The sequence below is a fragment of the Streptomyces sp. Y20 genome, from assembly GCF_043195475.1.
Classification (GTDB): Bacteria; Actinomycetota; Actinomycetes; order Streptomycetales; family Streptomycetaceae; genus Streptomyces.
In genome coordinates this window covers 87,306-107,531 of the sequence record NZ_JBIDDP010000002.1, presented here as the reverse complement: position 1 = coordinate 107,531, position 20,226 = coordinate 87,306, and the positions used below count along the sequence as shown (strand labels likewise).

15 protein-coding genes are annotated in these 20,226 nt (G+C 71.5%); 2 read left to right on the top strand and 13 right to left on the bottom strand.

The window, feature by feature from the left end; genetic code table 11:
• Nucleotides 1–4: 4 nt before the first annotated feature.
• The 6 genes from ACGFT1_RS05635 to ACGFT1_RS05610 form a co-directional block, all read right to left on the bottom strand.
• The gene (locus ACGFT1_RS05635) at nt 5–1,600 is read right to left on the bottom strand and encodes a cation acetate symporter (protein ID WP_373907747.1); all 1,596 of its coding nucleotides are present in this window, start codon (nt 1,598–1,600) and stop codon (nt 5–7) included.
• Nucleotides 1,597–2,052: a DUF485 domain-containing protein gene (locus ACGFT1_RS05630; protein ID WP_373907746.1), complete on the bottom strand. Its 456-nt coding sequence runs from the start codon at nt 2,050–2,052 to the stop codon at nt 1,597–1,599. Before ACGFT1_RS05630 ends, ACGFT1_RS05635 begins: the two co-directional genes overlap by 4 nt.
• Before the next feature lie 162 nt (nt 2,053–2,214).
• Nucleotides 2,215–2,904, bottom strand: coding sequence for a response regulator (locus ACGFT1_RS05625; RefSeq protein ID WP_373907745.1), 690 nt, complete (start codon nt 2,902–2,904; stop codon nt 2,215–2,217).
• Entirely contained in the window at nt 2,901–4,052 is a 1,152-nt protein-coding gene (locus ACGFT1_RS05620; RefSeq protein WP_373907744.1) for a sensor histidine kinase, read from the bottom strand. The genes ACGFT1_RS05625 and ACGFT1_RS05620 overlap by 4 nt, the downstream gene beginning before the upstream one ends.
• Entirely contained in the window at nt 4,049–4,570 is a 522-nt protein-coding gene (locus tag ACGFT1_RS05615) for a DUF1453 domain-containing protein (protein WP_373907743.1), read from the bottom strand. Before ACGFT1_RS05615 ends, ACGFT1_RS05620 begins: the two co-directional genes overlap by 4 nt.
• Nucleotides 4,571–5,061: 491 nt before the next feature.
• The gene (locus ACGFT1_RS05610) at nt 5,062–7,185 is read right to left on the bottom strand and encodes a type IIA DNA topoisomerase subunit B (protein WP_373907742.1); all 2,124 of its coding nucleotides are present in this window, start codon (nt 7,183–7,185) and stop codon (nt 5,062–5,064) included.
• Between the two features lie 440 nt (nt 7,186–7,625).
• On the opposite strand from ACGFT1_RS05610, the gene ACGFT1_RS05605 reads away from it, so the two are divergent.
• Entirely contained in the window at nt 7,626–7,856 is a 231-nt protein-coding gene (locus ACGFT1_RS05605; protein ID WP_373907741.1) for a hypothetical protein, read from the top strand.
• Nucleotides 7,857–7,957: 101 nt separating this feature from the next.
• On the opposite strand, the gene ACGFT1_RS05600 is transcribed toward ACGFT1_RS05605, so the two are convergent.
• The 7 genes from ACGFT1_RS05600 to ACGFT1_RS05570 all read right to left on the bottom strand — a co-directional run bounded on the left by ACGFT1_RS05600 (nt 7,958) and on the right by ACGFT1_RS05570 (nt 17,800).
• Nucleotides 7,958–8,818, bottom strand: a complete 861-nt coding sequence (locus tag ACGFT1_RS05600; RefSeq protein WP_373907740.1) for a trypsin-like serine protease — start codon at nt 8,816–8,818, stop codon at nt 7,958–7,960.
• Between the two features lie 119 nt (nt 8,819–8,937).
• On the bottom strand, nt 8,938–10,482 hold the full coding sequence (locus tag ACGFT1_RS05595; protein WP_373907739.1) for an RNA polymerase sigma factor: 1,545 nt from the start codon (nt 10,480–10,482) through the stop codon (nt 8,938–8,940).
• Nucleotides 10,483–10,937: 455 nt separating this feature from the next.
• Entirely contained in the window at nt 10,938–11,825 is an 888-nt protein-coding gene (locus ACGFT1_RS05590) for a FadR/GntR family transcriptional regulator (protein WP_373907738.1), read from the bottom strand.
• 162 nt (nt 11,826–11,987) lie between these two features.
• Nucleotides 11,988–14,660 carry an ATP-binding cassette domain-containing protein gene (locus ACGFT1_RS05585; RefSeq protein ID WP_373907737.1) on the bottom strand — a complete coding sequence of 891 codons (2,673 nt, stop codon included), beginning with the start codon at nt 14,658–14,660 and terminating at the stop codon, nt 11,988–11,990.
• Nucleotides 14,661–14,821: 161 nt separating this feature from the next.
• Nucleotides 14,822–15,580 carry an NUDIX domain-containing protein gene (locus tag ACGFT1_RS05580; RefSeq protein WP_373907736.1) on the bottom strand — a complete coding sequence of 253 codons (759 nt, stop codon included), beginning with the start codon at nt 15,578–15,580 and terminating at the stop codon, nt 14,822–14,824.
• Nucleotides 15,581–15,681: 101 nt separating this feature from the next.
• Nucleotides 15,682–15,930: a hypothetical protein gene (locus ACGFT1_RS05575; RefSeq protein WP_373908250.1), complete on the bottom strand. Its 249-nt coding sequence runs from the start codon at nt 15,928–15,930 to the stop codon at nt 15,682–15,684.
• 289 nt (nt 15,931–16,219) lie between these two features.
• Entirely contained in the window at nt 16,220–17,800 is a 1,581-nt protein-coding gene (locus ACGFT1_RS05570) for a DUF4192 family protein (RefSeq protein ID WP_373907735.1), read from the bottom strand.
• Between the two features lie 141 nt (nt 17,801–17,941).
• Here ACGFT1_RS05570 and ACGFT1_RS05565 point away from each other — a divergent pair, with 141 nt between their 5' ends.
• The gene (locus ACGFT1_RS05565) at nt 17,942–20,107 is read left to right on the top strand and encodes a RecQ family ATP-dependent DNA helicase (protein WP_373907734.1); all 2,166 of its coding nucleotides are present in this window, start codon (nt 17,942–17,944) and stop codon (nt 20,105–20,107) included.
• Nucleotides 20,108–20,226: the final 119 nt, after the last annotated feature.

Here is a 20,226-nt window from a genome sequence, read left to right as displayed (position 1 = left end):
CCGGTCAGACGGCCCCGGCCCCGGTCAGCGAGCGCACCTCCGTCTCCGCGAACTTCGCCTCGTCCGCGACCTCGTCGGAGGTGACCGTGCCCAGCCAGCCGGCGAGGAAGCCCAGCGGAATGGAGACGATGCCCGGGTTCTCCAGCGGGAAGTACTGGAAGTCGACGTCCGGGAACAGGGAACCCGGACTGCCGGACACCACCGGGGAGAGCAGTACGAGCCCGATGGCCGGGAACAGTCCGCCGTACACCGCCCACACCGCGCCGCGTGTGGTGAAGGCCCGCCAGAACAGCGAGTAGAGCAGCGTCGGCAGGTTCGCCGACGCGGCCACCGCGAAGGCGAGACCCACCAGGAAGGCGACGTTGAGATCGCGGGCCAGCAGACCGAGTCCGATCGCCACGACACCGACACCCACCGCCGCCCACCGGGCCACCGTCACCTCGCTGCGCGGTGCCCCGCGGTGCGGTCGGCGCAGCGAGGCGTAGAGGTCATGGGCGACCGAGGCCGAGGAGGCGAGCGTGATGCCGGCGACCACCGCGAGGATGGTGGCGAAGGCGACGGCGGCCACGACCGCGAGCAGGACCGTCCCACCGGTGGAGCCCGCTCCACCGCCCAGGTCGAGGGCGAGGAGGGGCACCGCCGTGTTACCCGCCGCGTTCGAACCGCGCACGGCCTGCGGCCCCACCACCGCCGCCGCTCCGAACCCGAGGACGATCGTCATCAGGTAGAAACTGCCGATCAGGCCGATGGACCACACGACGGAGCGGCGGGCCGCCCGCGCCGTCGGCACGGTGTAGAACCGGGACAGGATGTGCGGCAGGCCCGCCGTGCCCAGTACCAGCGCGATTCCCAGGCTGATGAAGTCGAGACGTGCGGTCCAGTCCCCGCCGTACTTCAGGCCCGGTGCCAGGAACGCCTTCCCGTGCCCGCTGCGCTGCGCGGCCGTGAGCAGCAACCGGTCGACGTCTCCGTGGAACCGTACGAGAACGAGCACGGTCAGCGTGACCGTTCCGCCGAGCAGCAGGACCGCCTTCACGATCTGGATCCAGGTGGTGGCCCGCATCCCTCCCAACGACACATAGATCACCATGAGCGCACCGACGCCGATGACCGTCCAGGCCTGGGCGGCGCCGCTGGTCCGCCCGAGCAGCAGTGCCACCAGGCTGCCGGCGCCCACCATTTGTGCCACCAGATAGAGAACGGACACCGTGACCGAGGACGTTCCCGTGGCGATCCGCACCGGCCGCTCGCTCATCCGCGCGGCCACCACGTCGGCCAGGGTGAACCGGCCGCAGTTGCGCACCAGTTCGGCCACCAGGAGCAGCACGACCAGCCACGCCACGAGGAATCCCACCCCGTACAGCAGCCCGTCGTACCCGTACAGCGCGATGAGCCCGCTGATCCCCAGGAAGGAGGCCGCCGACATGTAGTCGCCCGCGATGGCGAACCCGTTCTCCATCGGGGAGAACAACCGCCCGCCGACGTAGAACTCCTCCGCCGAACCGTGCCGCTTGCGGCTCACCCAGGTCGTGATCCCGAGCGTGACCGCCACGAAGCCGCTGAACAGCAGCAGTGCCAGAGTCTGATGGTCACCGGTCACAAGGCTTCCCTTCGCACTCCGCGGGTCAGCTCCTGGGTGTCCCAGCGCAGCTCCAGCGCGGCCCGGTCCCGGCGCAGCCGCGCGTGCCGGGCGTAGGCCCAGGTCAGCAGGAACGTGGTGAGGAACTGTCCGAGTCCCGCGAGCATGCCCACGTTCACCGCCCCCACCACGGGCCGCGCCATGAGCCGGGGCGCGGTCGTCGCGGCGATCACGTACGCCACGTACCAGGCGAGGAAGGCGGCGGTTCCGGGCACCACGAACCGGCGGTACCTTCCGCGCACCTCCTGAAACGCCTCGCTGCGCTGGACCTCGACGTACACGTCCCGGGCACGGACCGCCGCCGCGTCCGGCTCCCGGCGAGCGGGCGGTACGGCGGGCGCCGGCCTGCCGGCGCCGTCCAGTTCACCCCAACCCGCGGCCGGCGCGTCGTACCAGGGGTCTACATACGTCACGTCACGGACGGGCGCGCCGTGGTCCTGCTGGTTCCCGGCCGGAATGTCGGGACCGTCCCCGACTCCGCGGGGGCAACCTTTGCTTGACTGCATGCCCAAGCATGGACAGACCGGGAGCATCCGCGACTCTTCTTCCCCGGGCTCTTCACCCCATCAGGTGACTCATCCGATGGGTGGCCGCACCAGCCCCTTGCCATAGGCGTACCGCACCGCCTGCGCCCGGTCCTTGAGGCCCGTCTTGGCGAAGAGGTTGTTGATGTGGGTCTTCACGGTCGCGGTCGACACATGCAGCCGGCGCGCGATCTCCTGATTGCTGAGTCCTTCGGCGATGAGCACCAGGACCTCGCACTCACGCGTGGTCAGCCCGTCGGGTGCCCCGGCCGGCGCCGGCGCCGGTGCGGGCTCCGGCTGCGAGAGCCGCTCCAGCAGCCGGCGCTGGACACTCGGCGACAGTCCCGCGTCCCCCGACAGCACGCTCCGCACGGCGCGCACGATCTCGTCTCCGCCGGCGTCCTTGGTCAAGTACCCGCGGGCACCGGCCCGCAGGGCGGGGAACAACGACTCGTCGTCCGCGTACGTGGTGAGCACCACCACCTGGGTGCCGGGATACCGGGCCCGGATTTGCCGAGTCGCCTCCACGCCGTCGCAGCGGGGCATCCTGAGATCCATGAGAACGACGTCCGGGGAGAGTTCCCCGACCAGCCGTACCGCCTCCTCACCGTCCCCCGCGGCGCCGACGACCTCCACACCCGGCAGCAGCCCGAGCAGCATCACGATGCCCTCCCGGACGACGGTCTGGTCGTCGACGACCACCAGGCGTGCCGGCTTCTTCGCCCCCTCCGCCTCCGTCATACGGGCACCTTCAGCGTCACCATGAACCCCTCTTCGTGCGGTCCCGCGTCCAGCGAGCCGCCCAGCAGCTCGGCACGCTCACGCATGCCCAGCAGACCGTACCCACCTCCGGCGGCACCGAGCTCGCCCGGCCGGCCACCCGAGTCCCGCACGTGAAGCGCCACTTCGTGCTCCCTGTAGTCGAGCCGCACCCGGACCCGGGCGCCGTGGGCGTGCTTGCGGACGTTCGTCAGCGCCTCCTGCGCGACCCTCCGCACCGCCTGGGACGCCTCGGCCGGCAGCGCTCTGCGCTCACCCGTGACGGTGACCTCGGCGCCGGCGGCCGCGCTGACGAGTTCGCTGAGAAAGTCCTCCAGCGGGGTCAACTCGCCCCGCAGGGCGGACAGCGCCTGCCGGGTCTCGGTAAGGCCCTCCCGGGCCATTCCCCGGGCGGCCACCACCCGCTCCAGGATGCGCTCGCGGTCCGCACCGTTCTCGATCAGCAGCCGGGCCGCCTCCAGGTGCACCAGCTGCGCCGAGAGGCTGTGGGCCAGCACGTCGTGGATCTCCCGTGCGATGCGGGCCCGCTCGGCCAACGCGGCGGACTCTGCCTCCGCCGCGCGTGCGGCCCGCTCCTGGGCGAGCAGCCGCTGCGCACTGCCTCTCGCTTCGGCGTCCAGCCGCAGGACGTATCCGGCCAGGGCCATGCCCGCCACGGTGGCGGCCGTGGTCAGCCAGACGTCCTTGGTGAACGCGGAGTACGAGGCCAGCGCCACCGAGGCCACCGGGACGGCGGCCCCGAGCGGCAGTCGCTCCAGCGCGGCGACCCCGCAGCCGCACCAGATCACGAGGGCGGGACCTGTGGACCCGGTGGCCTCGGCGGCGACCGCGATGCACAGGAGTACGGCCATGAGCACGAGGGACCGCACCAGCCGGTGTTCGTAGGTGGTCGTGAAGAACGCCCAGGAGACGAGAGCGGCGAGGACGATCGCCCCCGCTGCCGCGAGTGCTTCCCACATGCCGACGTGCTTCTGGCTGAACGCACCCCACAGGAGCATGGCGAGGACGAGCAGTCTGACCGCCCAGGAGATCAGGCGGCGGGGCACGGTGGTGCCCGCGGGGCCGAGCGCTTCGCGCGACGGCCAGCGTGTCCAGGCGTTGTCCGTCACACCCGCTCCTTCCAGGCCGAACGCTTGTCGTCACCGTACGCCGGGGCCGGACGGCCGGCGGCGCCGAACGACTGGGCCCGCCAGGCCAGGACCCCGCCGCGGACCAGCAGGGTGCCGGCGAGGCCGAGCATCAGCGCGGAGCTGTCCTGGCGCAGGCCGAGCGCGGAGCCGAGGCCGAAGAGCCCGGCGCGCAGAGCTATGCCGACGCCCCACACGGCGACGCTCGCTTTCGTGCTGCTGGTCCAGACGGCCCCGTCCGGAGCCGTCCAGATGCGGGTGGTCCAGCCCCAGCCGGCGCCGGTGGCCAGGCCGATGAGCAGTTCCACCACGAGCAGGGCGGCGGACTCCCCGCGGTGATGGGCGTCCAGGATTTCGGGCTCACGCAGGGCGACGACGGCCAGAACCAAGGGCAGCAGCCACCAGCGCCGGTCCGTGTCGAGCGTGTGGGCACGGAGCTGCCGCGCGATCACTGTGCCGACGACGGCCACGACCACCAGCGCATTGACGAGCCCGGACATCGTGCCTCCCTGACCTTGACCGTGAGGGTCATGCCGGCAGCGAGCGCCGCCGACGCCTTCGAAGTTACGGAAAGGAGCAGGTCACGGGATCGGAGCTGGGGTGGATCACGGGTGGAACCTCCGAGCGTCCCGCCTCCACCCTCGGGTGGAGAAGCCGTCCGGGTCAGCTGGAGTCACGACTCGGGGTGACCCGAGTGACCCGAGGTGGTGGGGATGGCGGGAGGGGTGCGTCGCTGCGCGACCGGGCGAGCCGGCCGACCGGCCACGAAGCGGCGGCGGGCCACCGGTGTGGGTGACGGGGCCGGTGGTTAGTGGGCGAGGCTGGTGGTGGCGGGGCCGGTGGCGGCGGCGCAATCAGCCTTCCGCCACTACCGGCCCCGTACCGCCCTCCCCGACGCGCCGGAAGGCCTCGGTCTCCGGCCCGCCCGCCGCCTGCACGCCCAACCGCCCCCGGCCTCGGGAAGCCGATGGGCCCGGGGCCGGCGCAGCGGTCACGCGTCGATGCGCGACCGGTCGAGCGTCGCCGCCGAGCTGGAGATGAACTCCTTGCGGGGCGCCACGTCATTGCCCATCAGCAGGTCGAAGACCTGTTCGGCGGCGTCCAGATCGGCCAGGTTGATGCGGCGCAGGGTGCGATGGCGCGGGTCCATCGTGGTCTCGGCCAGCTGGTCGGCGTCCATCTCGCCCAGACCCTTGTAGCGCTGGATGGTGTCCTTGTACCGGACGCCCTTGCTCTGGAACTCCATGAGCGTGTCCCGCAGCTCGCGGTCGGAGTACGTGTAGACGTACTTGTCCTGCCCCTTCTTCGGCTGGATCAGCTCGATGCGGTGCAGCGGCGGGACCGCGGCGAAGACCCGGCCCGCCTCGACCATGGGCCGCATGTAGCGCTGGAACAGCGTGAGCAGCAGACAGCGGATGTGGGAACCGTCCACATCGGCGTCGGTCATCATGATGATCTTGCCGTAGCGGGCCTGGTCGATGTCGAACGTCCGGCCCGAGCCCGCTCCTATGACCTGGATGATCGCGCCGCACTCGGCGTTCTTCAGCATGTCGGTCACGGACGAGCGCTGCACGTTGAGGATCTTGCCGCGGATCGGCAGCAGCGCCTGGAACTCGGAGTTCCGTGCCAGCTTGGCCGTGCCGAGGGCGGAGTCACCCTCGACGATGAAGAGCTCGCTGCGGTCGACGTCGTCGCTGCGGCAGTCGGCGAGCTTGGCCGGCAGGGACGAGGACTCCAGCGCGGTCTTCCGGCGCTGGGCGTCCTTGTGCTGGCGTGCCGCGACACGGGTGCGGGCGGCGGCGACCACCTTCTCCATGACCACTCGGGCCTGCGCGGCGGCGTCCCGCTTGGTGGAGGTCAGGAACGCCTTCAGTTCCTTGGAGATCACGTTGAACACGATGCGGCGGGCCGCCGAGGTGCCGAGCACCTCCTTGGTCTGGCCCTCGAACTGCGGCTCCGCCAGACGCACGGTGACGACCGCGGTCAGGCCTTCCAGCGCGTCGTCCTTGACGATGTCGTCCTCGGCCACGCGCAGCAGTTTCTTGGCGCGCAGCATCTCGTTCATCGTCTTGGCGATGGCCTGTTCGAAACCGGCCACATGGGTGCCGCCCTTGGGGGTGGCGATGATGTTGACGAAGGAGCGCAGGGTGGTGTCGTAGCCCGTGCCCCAGCGCAGTGCCACGTCCACACCCAGCTCGCGGGTGACCTCGGTAGGAGTCATCTGGCCGTGCTCGTCCAGGACCGGGACCGTCTCCTTGAAACTTCCCTGGCCCGAGAAGCGGAGGATGTCGCAGACCGGCTTGTCCTTCGCCAGATACTCGCAGAACTCGCTGATGCCGCCGTCGAAGCGGAAGGACTCCTCGCCCTTGCTCCCGCCCTCGCCCAGGCCGAACTCGTCCCGGACGACGATGGTCAGGCCGGGGACCAGGAAGGCGGTCTGCCGGGCGCGCTGGTGGAGGTTCTCCAGGGAGAGCTTGGCGTCCTTGAGGAAGATCTGCCGGTCGGCCCAGTAACGCACGCGTGTGCCGCTGCGGGCCTTGGGGACCTTCTTGGTCCTGCGCAGGCCGCTCTTGGCCTCGAACTTCGCGTCGGCGCCGGCGGAGGCGAAGGCACCGGGTACGCCACGCCGGAAGCTGATGGCGTGGGTGTGGCCGCTGCGGTCGACCTCGACGTCGAGACGGGCGGAGAGCGCGTTGACCACGGAGGCGCCGACGCCGTGCAGGCCACCGGAGGCGGCGTAGGAGCCGCCGCCGAACTTGCCGCCCGCGTGGAGCTTGGTCATGACGACCTCGACACCGGACAGGCCGGTCTTCGGCTCCACGTCCACGGGGATGCCGCGGCCGTTGTCACGCACCTCCACGGAGCCGTCGTCGTGGAGGATCACCTCGATGTGGTCGCAGTAGCCACCGAGGGCCTCGTCCACGGAGTTGTCGATGATCTCCCAGAGGCAGTGCATCAGACCGCGGCTGTCGGTCGAGCCGATGTACATGCCCGGGCGCTTGCGCACGGCCTCAAGGCCCTCGAGGACGAGCAGGTGCCGCGCGGTGTAGTTGGAACCGTCCCGGTCTGCTCCTGTCAGCAGCGCTGTGGACGGCACGGACGTATCGGCGGTCACGCGGTTCGCTCCTCGCTGAATTTCAGGTGGCCCCCTTTTGGGTAAGGGGGCGGCTTCGGTCGCCGCACAGAGGGTACCGAGGCCTGGTAGAGCCGATGTAACGCCACCCTCGCGGAGAACTCACACTAGACCAGACTCGTAAGCGTGTTCGATCCCTCGATGGGGTGAAGTACACATCACGTTCCCTTCGAGGCATGAACCATTTAGGCTCCGGGCACGTCCTCATGAACAACCGGCAACCCGGCCGGGAGGATCGAGACCGCAAGACAGCGCGAACCCGTACGCACCCAGAGACGCACTACGGCACATTCGCCGCCAACCGGCAGCAGACAGCCGCCCCGGAAAACTTTTTTCGAGGAAAAGCCACGAGCGGGAACGTTTTGGGGCTGGTTGGATGTTGACCCTGGTACGACAGCTCGTCGAGCTAGAGAAGAGGCGACGTGACTACTGTTCTGACCCCCGCGAGCCCGCTGACGGCCGCCGATCGCTGCGACCGCTGCGGCGCCCAGGCATACCTGCGCGTCGTCCTGCTGAGCGGCGGAGAACTGCTCTTCTGCGCCCACCACGGTCGCAAGTTCGAGCCGGAACTCAAGAAGATCGCCGCTGAGATACAGGACGAGACGGAGCGGCTGACGACCGTTCCCGACAACGCTTCTGAAGAAGAGCGCTGAATCTCGCACACACGACGAGCCAGCCCCGGCACAGGCCGGTGAACGGGCGGCTGCTCCTCCCCCGGGAGCAGCCGCCCGTGCTCATGCTCTCCCGCAGGCGCTCACGAGCGCCTGTAGGAGCCCTGTACGGCCTCTCTGGCCGGTTTCAGCACCCCCGCGACCTCAGAGACGCGCGTGTAGACACCGGGCCTTCCCGGCCGTCCACAGCCGCTTCCCCATGACACGAGGCCGATCAGTCGCCCTCCCGCCACCAGGGGCCCGCCGCTGTCCCCCTGGCAGCCGTCGGGGCCACCCGCGACCTCGCCCGCGCAGAGCATGGTGGCGGCCCGGTACTTGCCCTCCGGGCCGCCCGGATAAGCCCGGGCGCACGAGGCGTCGGGCAGTACGTGCACGCGTGCGGCGCGCAGCCGGCGCGCGTAGTCACCCCCGCCGGTCGTGTCGCCCCAGCCGGACACGAAGGCCTCGGTGCCCGGCGTGTAGGCCGGGTCGTCCGCACGGGCCATGCCGATCACCGTGCTCTGTGGCAGTTCCCCGGCGAGTGTGACGAGTGCGAAGTCGCCGGAGTCGGTCGTGGCCTCGTACGCGGGATTGATCTGGACGTCTCGTACGGCGATCTCCTGGCCCTCGCCCGACAGCAGGTCCGTGCGACCCGCGATGACTCGGAGATCACGCACCCGGTTCGGTGGCGTCCCGAGGGCCTCCTCGGACAGACAGTGCGCCGCGGTCAGCACGACGGCGCGGTCCACGGCCACACCGCCGCAGAACTGGCCCGCCCGCGTACCTCCGAACCGGTCACGGCTGGCCAGTGCCACCGTCCACGGAGCCTGGGAGACGTCTATCGGGAAGCCCCCGACCACCACGCTGCCGGCTACGGCCGGGACGGCGGTCACCAGGGGTATGCCGGTCATGGCGGCCGCCAGGGCGAGCGGCCGGATCAGTGCCCGGGCAAGGGAACGGCGCATACGAACTCCTCACTCTCGGATGCCGGTGGGACACCCAGAGTCAGGCAACCGTCCGCCACGCGCAGCACGAAGGCCCGGCCTCCGCGAGGAGAGCCGGGCCTTGGCCGTACGAACGTGACCTAGTCGAGGTAGTCGCGCAGCACCTGGGAACGGGACGGGTGGCGCAGCTTCGACATGGTCTTGGACTCGATCTGGCGGATGCGCTCACGCGTCACGCCGTACACCTTGCCGATCTCGTCGAGGGTCTTGGGCTGACCGTCGGTGAGACCGAAACGCATGGAGACGACGCCGGCCTCGCGCTCGGACAGGGTGTCCAGAACGGAGTGCAGCTGCTCCTGGAGGAGCGTGAAGCTGACCGCGTCGGCCGGGACCACGGCCTCGGAGTCCTCGATGAGGTCACCGAACTCGCTGTCGCCGTCCTCGCCGAGCGGGGTGTGCAGCGAGATGGGCTCGCGACCGTACTTCTGGACCTCGATGACCTTCTCCGGAGTCATGTCGAGTTCCTTGGCCAGCTCCTCCGGGGTGGGTTCGCGGCCCAGGTCCTGGAGCATCTGGCGCTGTACGCGCGCGAGCTTGTTGATGACCTCGACCATGTGCACCGGGATACGGATGGTGCGGGCCTGGTCGGCCATGGCGCGGGTGATCGCCTGGCGGATCCACCAGGTGGCGTACGTGGAGAACTTGTAGCCCTTGGTGTAGTCGAACTTCTCGACCGCGCGGATCAGACCGAGGTTGCCCTCCTGGATGAGGTCCAGGAAGAGCATGCCGCGGCCGGTGTAGCGCTTGGCCAGGGAGACCACCAGACGGAGGTTGGCCTCCAGCAGGTGATTCTTGGCGCGGCGGCCGTCCTCGGCGATGATCTCCAGCTCGCGCTTGAGCTTCGGGGCGAGCTTGTCGGCGTTGGCCAGCTTGTCCTCGGCGAACAGACCCGCCTCGATGCGCTTGGCCAGCTCGACCTCCTGCTCCGCGTTGAGCAGGGGTACCTTGCCGATCTGCTTCAGGTAGTCCTTGACGGGGTCGGCGGTGGCACCGGCCGCGGCGACCTGCTGCGCGGGCGCGTCGTCCTCGTCCTCGTCGGACAGGACGAACCCGGCACTCTCGGTGCCCTCGGGCTCGTCGGCGACCTTGGTGTCCTCGAGGACCTCTTCTTCGAGGAGCTCGACGTCGTCCTTCTTGGCCGTGGTCTTCTTGGCGGCCGTCTTCTTCGCGACGGCCTTCTTGGCGACCGTCTTCTTCGCGGTCACCTTCTTGGCGGCGGCGGCCTTCTTGGCGGGTGCGGCTTCCTCGGGGGCATCGTCCTCTGCCGGAGCGGCGGGCACCGCGGGGGCCGCCGCGGTGGCGGTGGCCTTCCTCGTGGTCACCGTCTTCGCCGCGACCGTCTTGGTGGCGGTGCGCTTGGCCGGACTCTTCGCTGCGACGCTCTTGCGGGTGCGCTTGGGCTCTGCGGCACTGACCATCAGCGTCACACCCTCTTCCTCAAGGATCTGGTTGAGGCTGCGCAGTACGTTCTTCCACTGAGTGGCCGGAATCTGGTCAGCTTCGAAGGCCCGACGCACATCGTCGCCGGCGATCTGCCCCTCAGCCTTTCCCCGCTCAATGAGCGCCATGACAGAGACGGACTCGGCGATCTCCGGCGGGAGCGTACGGGATGTGCTGGCCGACACGAACAACCTCTCGGAACGTTGGAAAACGGCTTCCGGCGCCGTCCACTACGGACGGGAGCCGACCACCGGCCTGGGGATCGGCCGACGGCGCGGGCGGGGGCCGGGGAGATGCACAGCGCCTGCTCTGGCGTCCGTATTCCCTCCGCGGCTGTCACCTCTTAGGTCATCGCGCTGTCTCCGCAAGCGTTACGCCCAATCCGCGTGGCCCGAGTCACACCCGTAAGCAGTCAAAAACGATCAGACATTAACAAATGTGATAGTCGGTGATGTATGGCCGGGCCGCAGTCGTGACCGCGACGGCCGTTCGCACCCCCGGGTCCCGCCACGCCCCCGGACCCCGCCGGACTCCACAGGGTCCGGCAGGGTCCGGCGGCGGCCGACACCCCGGCCAGGTGCCGCCGCGAGCACCACAGGGACGCCGCACACCGGCGACCGCAACGCGTTCGTCGCGGGGGTCAGTGCTCACGCGGGGCGGGAACCACGCGCTCCACCTCCGGGTGGATCGAGAGCAGCTGGCGCATGGCCGCCTCCGCCGCCGCGCCGTCCCCGGCGCCGAGCGCGTCGACGATCCGTGCGTGCTGCGCGAGGGACGCCTCGTTCGGCCGGTCACAGGCGGTGACCGGGCCGCCGGACACCTGGAGGGCCGCCGAGACGATGCCGGAGAGGTGCTCGAGCATGCGGTTGCCCGCGATCTGGATGAGCATCGCGTGGAACTCGGTGTCGGCGCGCGAGTACGTGAGCGCGTCGCCCTGGGCCATGGCGTGGCTCATGATCTCGACCATGTCACACAGGCGCTGCTGCACCTCCTCGCGGCCGTGCCCGGCCGCGAGGCGGGCGGCGAGCGGCTCGATCGTCCAGCGCAGCTCGTTCAGCTCCCGGCGCTGGTCGTCGCGCTGAGGACCGAACGCCCGCCACTCGATGATGTCCGGGTCGAGCAGGTTCCAGTCACTGACGGGACGCACGCGCGTGCCGACGTTCGGGCGGGCGCTGACCAGGCCCTTGGCCTCGAGGACGCGGAGGGACTCGCGGACGACGGTACGGGAGACCTCGAACCGCTGGCCGATCTCCTCGGGTACCAGCGGTCGGTCCGCGCCCAGGTCGCCGGAGACGATCATCTGGCCCAACTGCTGGACCAGTTGGCCGTGCAGCCCGCGTCCGCGGCTGCCCCCGGCCCGCCGGCCGACGCGGCCCAGCTCGGGATCCCCTCCGTCCCAGGTGGGCACGCCGGCACGGTCGGCCATCGGTGCCTCGGCGTACGAGTAGCGGTCGAATCCGCCCGGGCCGGCCAGACCTGAGTCTGCGGAGCGGGCGGCGGTCATCATGGTGTGCGCAAGGGTACTCACGGATCCTTTGTCGGCGCTCCCTTCAACTCCCTTGAGGTCTTTGGTGAAAAGCACACGAAAGGGTGATCGCTCACCCCGTCGCAATTGACGCCTTATCGGAAAGAAATGGGCGTTCTGCGGTGAGTTGTGAGCACGGCGGGTCCAGAAGTGTACGAGTGGCCGTCACCGGAACCGGGTCCGCAGCGTCGTGAGCACGTACGCGCACAGCAGAGCCGCGAGGGACAACGTGAGTGCGCCACCGACGGGTTGGGCGACGACCCGCGCGGCCGCGAGTGCATACCTCTCCCCTCCGAAGGGCCACTGCAACAGAAGGACCTGCCGCATCCGCACCGGAAAGCCCGCCGCCATCCTGACCGCGGGGTCGCGCAGCACCTCGTGCACGACGGGGACGACAACGACCGGTACGGCGAGTACGGCGGCCAGGCCGGCCGACGCCGACCGGAACACACCCGCCGCCAGCACCCCGGCCCAGGCGCACCCGGCGACGAGCCCGAACCAACTCGCGGTGAGCGAAAGCCAGTCCGCGGGAACTCGCGTCAGCTCCCGTCCGTAGACGAGGTAGAGCACTTCGGCGTCGCAGCCCACGGTGAGGAAGGCGAGCAGCGCCGCGGTGGCTCCGGAGACGAGCAGTTTGGCGGTCAGCAGGCCCAGCCGGCGGGGCACGGTGCCGCGGTCGGCCGCCAGGGCGGGGTGGCGGAACTCGTCCCCGAAGGCCAGCGCGCCGAGCAGTCCGGCCGCGAGCGCGGCGGGCGGCAGCGGAAGCTCCCGCGGCCATGCGGCGAACAGCCGCGCCTGCGGGGTGTGACCGAGCCGCGCCAGGAGTACGGCGGTGAGGGCGGACACCACCAGCGCGACGCCGCAGGTGAGGAAGCCGGTGCCGATTCCGGTGGCGCGACGGACCTCGTACCGCAGGGGGCGCAGCGGGCTGGGGGCGGGGCGGACGGAGATGGGGGGCGGGAGGGGCGGCAGGGCGGCGAGCGTGCGGGCAGCGTCGGGACGGGCGGTGCTCCCGGCCTGCGGCTGCCGGGCCCCAGGGAGCCGGGTGCGGGTGCCGGTGGTGCCGACCAGCGCGCTGGAGGGGCCGGGCTGAGCTCCTGATGCCGTCGCGACCCCGCCGGGCCCGGCGCCGGACGCGCCCGTCGGGTCGGCGGACCGGCCGCCGGTGGTTCGCGTGCGAACCTCGCCGGACCCCCTGCCGGACGCCTTCGAGTCATCCGGTGCGGCGGCACCGTGTGTCGCGTCGTCGCCCGAGGAGCAATCGGCGGCCGGCGACACGCCCGAGGCCGCTACGCCCGGGCGGCGCTCCGTGGGGTCCGGCGCGGGCCGTCCGCCGAGCGTCTCACCGGTCGCGGACGGTTCGCCGACGGCGGCCCGCGCCCGCCCCGTCGCCGGCGAACGGGACGGCCCGCGCGCTCCGTCGGAGGCGTCGAGGCCGGCCCCGGCCCATTCCGCTTCCGGCGTCGACGGGTCGTCCGCGATGTGCTCCCGCTGCCCCGACAGGTGGCCGGAGGATGTCGCGCCCCGGCCTCCCGCCGGCACAGTCGGCACCGGGGAACGTCGCGCCGACGCGGACCGGCCGGAACAGGTTTCGGCCGCTTCCGGGTCGATCGCCGTGGTGCCCGGCTGCGTCGCCGGCTCCGCGAAGCGCGGTGCGGCGGTCGGGGCGTCGGGCGCGGCGGTGTCCGGTTGCGGAGCGGGCGCCGGGGCGGTGGGCGACTCGTCCGCGGCCGGGCCCGGGTCTGCCCGTGCAGCATCGGACGCGGCCGAGGGGGCCCGTCCTGTCGGGGAGCCGGGCTCCGCGTCTCTGCGATCCGCCAGGGAACGGTCGGCTCCGGCCTCGTCCCGCTCCGCCCGCGGGACGGCCTGCTCCGCGTCGGCCCGTGCCTTCGCAGGCGCGTCCGGTGCGGCCTGCCCGGGCTCTGCGGAGGGAGTGGCGCCGCCGGTGCCGGCACCGGCGCCGGGCCCCATGTCACCTACCTCGTCAGCGAGTTGGTGCACGAGAATGCCGTGCCGGAACGCGATCTCTCCGACGTCGGCGGTCGTACTGCCGTACACCGAGAGGCGGTTGCCGTCCTCACGCACGACCTCGACGGAGCGGCGGGTGGTGCGGGCCTCCTTGGAGAGCAGGGCCGCGAGGCGTGCTGCGTGGGGGCTGCGGACGGCCACGCGCGGGCGCAGCCGGGTGCGGGCGAATTCCCTTGCCTCCTGGTCGGCGACGAGCCTGCCCTCGTCGAGGGTGACGACCCGGTCCGCGGTGCGGGCGGCCTCTTTCGGTTCGGCCGTGGTGAAGAGCACCGTGCCGCCCTGGGCGGCGTGGGCCCGCAGCATGCCGTGCAGCCACTCGGCCTCACGAGTGGAGAGGCCGTCGGTGGGTTCGTCCAGGACGAGCGTGTGCGGGTCGGGCAGCAGTGCGCAGGCCAGGCCGAGTCTGCGGTCCATGCCGCGGGACAGCGTGCCGAGGCGCTCCTCCCGGAGGCTGACGAGGCCGACCACTTCGAGGACCTCGTCCGCGCGCCGTGCGGGAACTCCCGCGGCCGCGCACAGCATGCGCAGATGGCCGCGTACCGAGCGGGCCGGATGGCCCGGTACGTCTCCGAGGAGTACGCCGACCTCCCGCGACGGATGAGCGATCCGGTGCAGGGGGCGCCCCCTGAAGTAGGTGATGCCGCGCCCGTGTTGGAGTTCGAGCATCAGTCTCAGCGCCGTGGTCTTGCCCGCACCGGCGCCACCGAGGAGCGCGGTGACATGCCCGGCGCGCGCCTCGAAGGAAAGGTCGTCAAGGGCGGGCGGCTGCGCCTTGCGGGAGTTGCTGGTCAGTCCGAAGGCCTGGATCACCTACAGCAAGATAGCGCGAGATGTCCGTTTTTTAGGTATAAGGCGCATTACGGCAAGCTGCCATGTGCCGTGATCCCACCGATGTCCGCCGTTCGACGCAGCCATGACCGGATACGGACGGCTGATGCGCCGGCCGCCCGACGGGTTCGCCGCCCCGCGTCTCACACCTCTGGGCGCAGCATCGGCGGGTTGAGCAGAGTGGCGCCACCGGCCCGGAAGAGCTGGGCGGGCCTGCCTCCCTGACGGGTGGTCGTACCTCCCGTGGGGACGAGGAAGCCGGGGGTGCCGGTGACCTTGCGGTGGAAGTTGCGCGGGTCGAGAGCCACGCCCCACACCGCCTCGTACACCCGGCGCAGCTCCCCCACGGTGAACTCGGGCGGGCAGAACGCGGTGGCCAGTGAGGAGTACTCGATCTTGGAGCGGGCTCGTTCCACTCCGTCGGCGAGGATCTGCGCGTGGTCGAAGGCGAGTGGTGCCGCGGACTCGCCGTCGCGGCCGTAGCCGCCCTGCTGGAGCAGTTCCTCGACCGGTGCCCAGCGCGCGTTGCTCGCGTCGCCGCCGGCACGCGGTGCGGGCAGGTCGGGCGCGAGCGCGAGATGCGCCACGCTGACCACGCGCATACGCGGGTCCCGCTCGGGGTCGCCGTACGTGGCGAGCTGCTCGAGATGCGCGCCGTGGTCCTGGACCGGGACCGAAGGGTCGTGAGCGCGCAGCCCGGTCTCCTCGGCCAGCTCACGCGCCGCCGCCTGGGACAGATCCTCGTCGGCCCGTACGAAGCCCCCCGGCAGTGCCCAGCGCCCCTGGAAGGGGGGCTCACCCCTGCGTACCGCCAGCGCGCACAGGGCGTGGCGGCGCACGGTCAGCACGACCAGGTCCACGGTGACAGCGAAAGGCGGAAAGGCTGACGGGTCGTAGGGCATGCCGCGATCATAGTCGTCTTCCTGACGATAAACACTCCTTTCGTCGAGCGCATCAGTGGTGGTTCCGCACGGTTCCGGTACGGCTCGCGGGGGCCGTGGGATCACGATCCCAGCTGGCGTCCCCCCGCGGCCTTCTCCACCATGGCCAGTCCCAGCCGGCTGATCCGCACGGCGAAGGGTGCGCCCGCGACCCGCGGGTCGGCGAGGCCGAGTGCGCCCGGCGGTGCGCTGGCAGTGGGGGCGGGTGCGGCGGGGCCGGTGCCGTTCGTGAGGAACGGCCTCCGGCTGCCCCGGGGCGGATCTTCATGGGCGGCGGAGGGCGGAGATGGCTGCGACGGCAGCCGGTGCATGCGGTGGCTTCTTCCGGGGACAGGGGGGCGGCGGCAGACCCGTCCAGGCATTCCGCCACTCAGGTGAATGGGCGGGAGCGCGTACGGATCACGGCTCCGCTGGGAGAAGCCGGCCGAACGGCGGCCTGAGCGGGACATTCGCCGGGCATCGCTGTTCCTGCGGAGCGCGGGCTCGTCGGGCTCGTCAACCCGATCGGGTTACGTGCGGCGCCTTCCCCGCTCTGTGCCGGCGCGGCCCCGTCTGTCCCGACGGAGTCGGGCGCCGGTCCGCACGCGTACCGGCCGGTCCTCATTCGTCGACCTCGGGCGCGGGGCGCCCGCTTTCCGACGGGACGCCACTGGTCGTGACGTCGCCCGTGTCCGTCGCACGCGTGCGTGTGGCGCTCGGGGTACGGGCGCCGAGCCGGGTGGGTTCGGCAGTGAACGACCGGGGACGGGAGTCGGCCGGCCGGCGTCGGCCACCGGTCGCCCGGGCTGCGTGACGGCTGCCCTCACCGGACGCGGAGCGAACCCGCCGCCGGCGATGCGCGCCCGTCCGCGAGCCGGGCGCGGCCTCTGCGGTGTCCGCCGGTGCGCTCACCGCGGACCCGGGCGCCGGGGCTTCCGCAGAAGCGGTGGGAGGGGTGCGGGACGCGGGGGGCGCGTGCTCCATGGTCTCCGCCGGGGCAGCTTCCACCTCCGCCGGTGTGCGTCCCGCGCTCTGCGCGCGCAGGCAGCGGCGGATCGACTCGGGGTCGAGTCCTTCGTTGCATGCCTGGTGCAGCAGGCGGGCGAAGAGATAGTCGGGATCGGCGCCCAGCGCCATGGCCAGGGCCTCCCGCGCCTCCAGTTCGTCGCCCGTCGACCAGGCGACCCAGCCGGCGAGGGTCAATGGAGCGGCGGCGTGCTCGCCGTAGGGTCCGACGCAACGGCGGGCCAGAGCGCGCCAGAGCCGGAGAGCCGGACCGGCGTCCGCCCCCTCCATCCAGGCGGCGGCCTGGTCCCGGGTCGTGCGGTCCTGGAGCCCGAGGATCAGCATCGCCGCCTCGTCGTCCGCGAGGAGGCCGTCGTCGCGCACGTCCGCCGGATGCGTGCCGGAGACCGGCGCTGCCGCGGCGTAGCGGCGGATGATCCGCCCGGCGAGGTCCAGGGTGTCCTGCGCGACGCCCTGGCGGGTCGTCTCGTCCAGGATGCGGGGCACCAGGGTCATGGCCGCCGTGTCCAGTGCGATCTCCTGCTCCAGCGCCGCGGTGGTCTCCCAGGGTTGTAGCCGGACATGCAACTCCCTGAGTGTGCCGCGGACCTGGAGGCCGGCGTAGGTGGCCGCTGCGGCCAGCACGGAGGTGCCGGGAAGGCCCATCGGGGAGCCGTCCTCGGGACAGCAGCCCTCGACCGCGCAGCAGTAGGACCAGAAGCGGCCGTCCGAGATGCACAGTGCCTCGATGACCGGCACGTCGAGGCTGCCGCACTCGGTGCGCAGCAGATGGGCCAGCCGGCCGAGTCGTCGTTTGACATCCCGGCCGGACTCTCCAGGGCCGGGTTCCTGGCAGACGTAGGCCACCATGCGCTCGGGCCGGGTGCCGCGCCGCTCGCTGCCGGTGACCAGCCCGCGGGCCAGCTGCCGTGCGGCGGCTTCCCAGTCCTCCTCATGTGCGGGGATGCCGAGCCGGGCCCGGCCGCCGAACCTGCCCCGGCTCGCGTGATCGTGCAGAGCCACCAGCACCATGCTGTCCTCCGGGCGGTACCCCAGCAGGTAGGGCAAGGCGTCGGCCAGTTCCGCCGGGGTGCGCAGAGTGACCTGCGCGGCCTGCTCGGCCGGTCCGGTCGGCGACTGCTGACGCGAGATTCCGCTGTTTTCGAAGGGTCCGGTGGTTTCGCCGTGATTCGTCATGCGCCGACGATCTCGCGGATCTTGTGATTCCGCTTGGGCCTGTGGATAAGTCGAATCCGGGACATGACAAGATCGCGGTCGTTGTCCACAGTCTCGGCCGGGACCGTCCGCTTGTCGGTCCCGTCCTGTTGTATGGGACGCATGGAGCACACGAGCAACGCGGATCTCCGGGCAGAGGCGGACGCCGTCCTCGCCCGGCTCGTCGGGAATGCCTCGGGCGCCGCCCGGCTGCGCGAGGACCAGTGGCGGGCGATCGAGGCGCTGGTCGCCGACAAGCGCCGGGCCCTGGTCGTGCAGCGCACGGGATGGGGCAAGTCCGCGGTGTACTTCGTGGCCACCTCGCTGCTGCGGGCCAGAGGAAGCGGGCCCACGGTGATCGTCTCGCCCCTGCTCGCGCTCATGCGCAACCAGGTGGAGGCCGCGGCCCGGGCCGGGATCCACGCCCGGACCATCAACTCCGCCAACACCGAGGAGTGGGAGGATGTCCAGGCCGAGATCGCGGCCGGTGGCGTCGACGTGCTGCTCGTCTCGCCGGAGCGGCTGAACAACCCCGACTTCCGTGACCAGGTCCTGCCCAAGCTGTCCGCGGCCACCGGCCTGCTGGTCGTGGACGAGGCCCATTGCATCTCCGACTGGGGTCACGACTTCCGCCCCGACTACCGCCGGCTGCGCACCATGCTCGGCGATCTCCCGCCCGGCGTCCCCGTGCTGGCCACCACCGCCACGGCCAACGCGCGGGTGACCGCGGACGTAGCCGAGCAGCTCGGCACGGGCGGCGCGTCGGACGCGCTGGTGCTGCGCGGGCCGCTGGACCGGGAGAGTCTGCGTCTGGCTGTGCTGCCGCTCCCGGACGCCGCGCACCGGATGGCCTGGCTCGCCGACCATCTCGACGAGCTGCCGGGCTCTGGCATCGTCTACACGCTCACCGTCGCCGCGGCCGAGGAGGTCACCGCCTTCCTGCGGCAGCGCGGGCACACTGTCGCCTCCTACACGGGCAAGACGGAGAACGCCGACCGACAGCAGGCCGAGGACGATCTGCTGGCCAACCGTGTCAAGGCGCTGATCGCCACGTCGGCGCTCGGCATGGGTTTCGACAAGCCCGATCTCGGTTTCGTCGTCCATCTCGGCTCGCCCTCCTCCCCCATCGCCTACTACCAGCAGGTCGGCCGTGCCGGCCGCGGCGTGGAGAACGCGGAGGTCCTGCTGCTGCCGGGCAAGGAGGACGAGGCGATCTGGGAGTACTTCGCCTCGCTGGCCTTCCCCTCCGAGGAACTGGTCCGGCGCACCCTCGACGTCCTGGCCCGGGCCGGGGGACCCCTGTCGCTGCCCGCCCTGGAACCACTCGTCGAGCTGCGCCGCTCACGCCTGGAGACCATGCTCAAGGTGCTCGACGTGGACGGAGCGGTGCACCGCGTCAAGGGCGGCTGGATCGCGACCGGCCAGCCGTGGTCGTACGACACCGAGCGCTACGCGTGGGTGGCCCGGCAGCGCGCGGCAGAGCAGCAGGCGATGCGCGAGTACGCGACCACCACCGAGTGCCGGATGGAGTTCCTCCAGCGCCAGTTGGACGACGAGGGTGCCAAACCCTGTGGCCGTTGCGACAACTGCGCGGGCCCGCGCTTCACGGCCGGTCTGTCCACGACGGCCCTGGACGCCGCACGGAGCGACCTGGGCCGTGCCGGAGTGGACGTGGAGCCCCGCCGCATGTGGCCGACCGGACTCCCGGCCATCGGCATCAACCTCAAAGGGCGCATCCCGGCCGGTGAGCAGGCCTCGCCGGGGCGGGCTCTGGGACGTCTGTCGGACATCGGCTGGGGCAACCGGCTGCGTCCCCTGCTCGCGTCCCAGACACCGGATGCCGCCATTCCGGACGATGTGGCACGAGCCGTGGTCGACGTGCTGGCCGACTGGGCCAGAGGACCCGGTGGCTGGGCCTCCGGTGCGCCCGACGCCCCGCCCCGGCCGGTGGGCGTGGTCACCGTCGCCTCGCGCACCAGACCGCGGCTGATCCACTCGCTGGGCGCGCGGATCGCGGAGATCGGCAGGCTCCCCCTGCTCGGCGCCGTGGAGTACGACGGGGACGTGCCCCGGGTGCCGCGCAGCAACAGTGCCCAGCGGCTGAAGACGCTCGACGGGGCGTTGACGGTGCCGCCCACCCTCGCGACGGCACTCACCGAGGGCCACGGCCCGGTGCTGCTGATCGACGACTTCACGGAGACGGGCTGGACCCTGGCGGTCGCGGCACGCCTGCTCAGGAAGTCCGGCGCGCAAGGGGTACTGCCGCTCGTCCTCGCCGTGCAGGGCTGACCAGCGGGCGCTCGCCGCGGCCCGGCCGGCCGGAGGCGGGCGCCTCAGGCGTCGGCGGTCTCACCTTGGGGTAGGGATATAAGCCACGCACCATCAGATAACAGTCCGTGGCCCCAATT

What these genes read in the sequence shown, in the direction of transcription:
- ACGFT1_RS05565 (WP_373907734.1), top strand. Translation starts at nt 17,942, where the DNA reads ATGGAGCACACGAGCAACGCGGATCTCCGGGCAGAGGCGGACGCCGTC.
- ACGFT1_RS05625 (WP_373907745.1), bottom strand. Translation starts at nt 2,904, where the DNA reads ATGACGGAGGCGGAGGGGGCGAAGAAGCCGGCACGCCTGGTGGTCGTC.
- ACGFT1_RS05615 (WP_373907743.1), bottom strand. Translation starts at nt 4,570, where the DNA reads ATGTCCGGGCTCGTCAATGCGCTGGTGGTCGTGGCCGTCGTCGGCACA.
- ACGFT1_RS05575 (WP_373908250.1), bottom strand. Translation starts at nt 15,930, where the DNA reads ATGCACCGGCTGCCGTCGCAGCCATCTCCGCCCTCCGCCGCCCATGAA.
- ACGFT1_RS05580 (WP_373907736.1), bottom strand. Translation starts at nt 15,580, where the DNA reads ATGCCCTACGACCCGTCAGCCTTTCCGCCTTTCGCTGTCACCGTGGAC.
- ACGFT1_RS05600 (WP_373907740.1), bottom strand. Translation starts at nt 8,818, where the DNA reads ATGCGCCGTTCCCTTGCCCGGGCACTGATCCGGCCGCTCGCCCTGGCG.
- ACGFT1_RS05570 (WP_373907735.1), bottom strand. Translation starts at nt 17,800, where the DNA reads ATGACGAATCACGGCGAAACCACCGGACCCTTCGAAAACAGCGGAATC.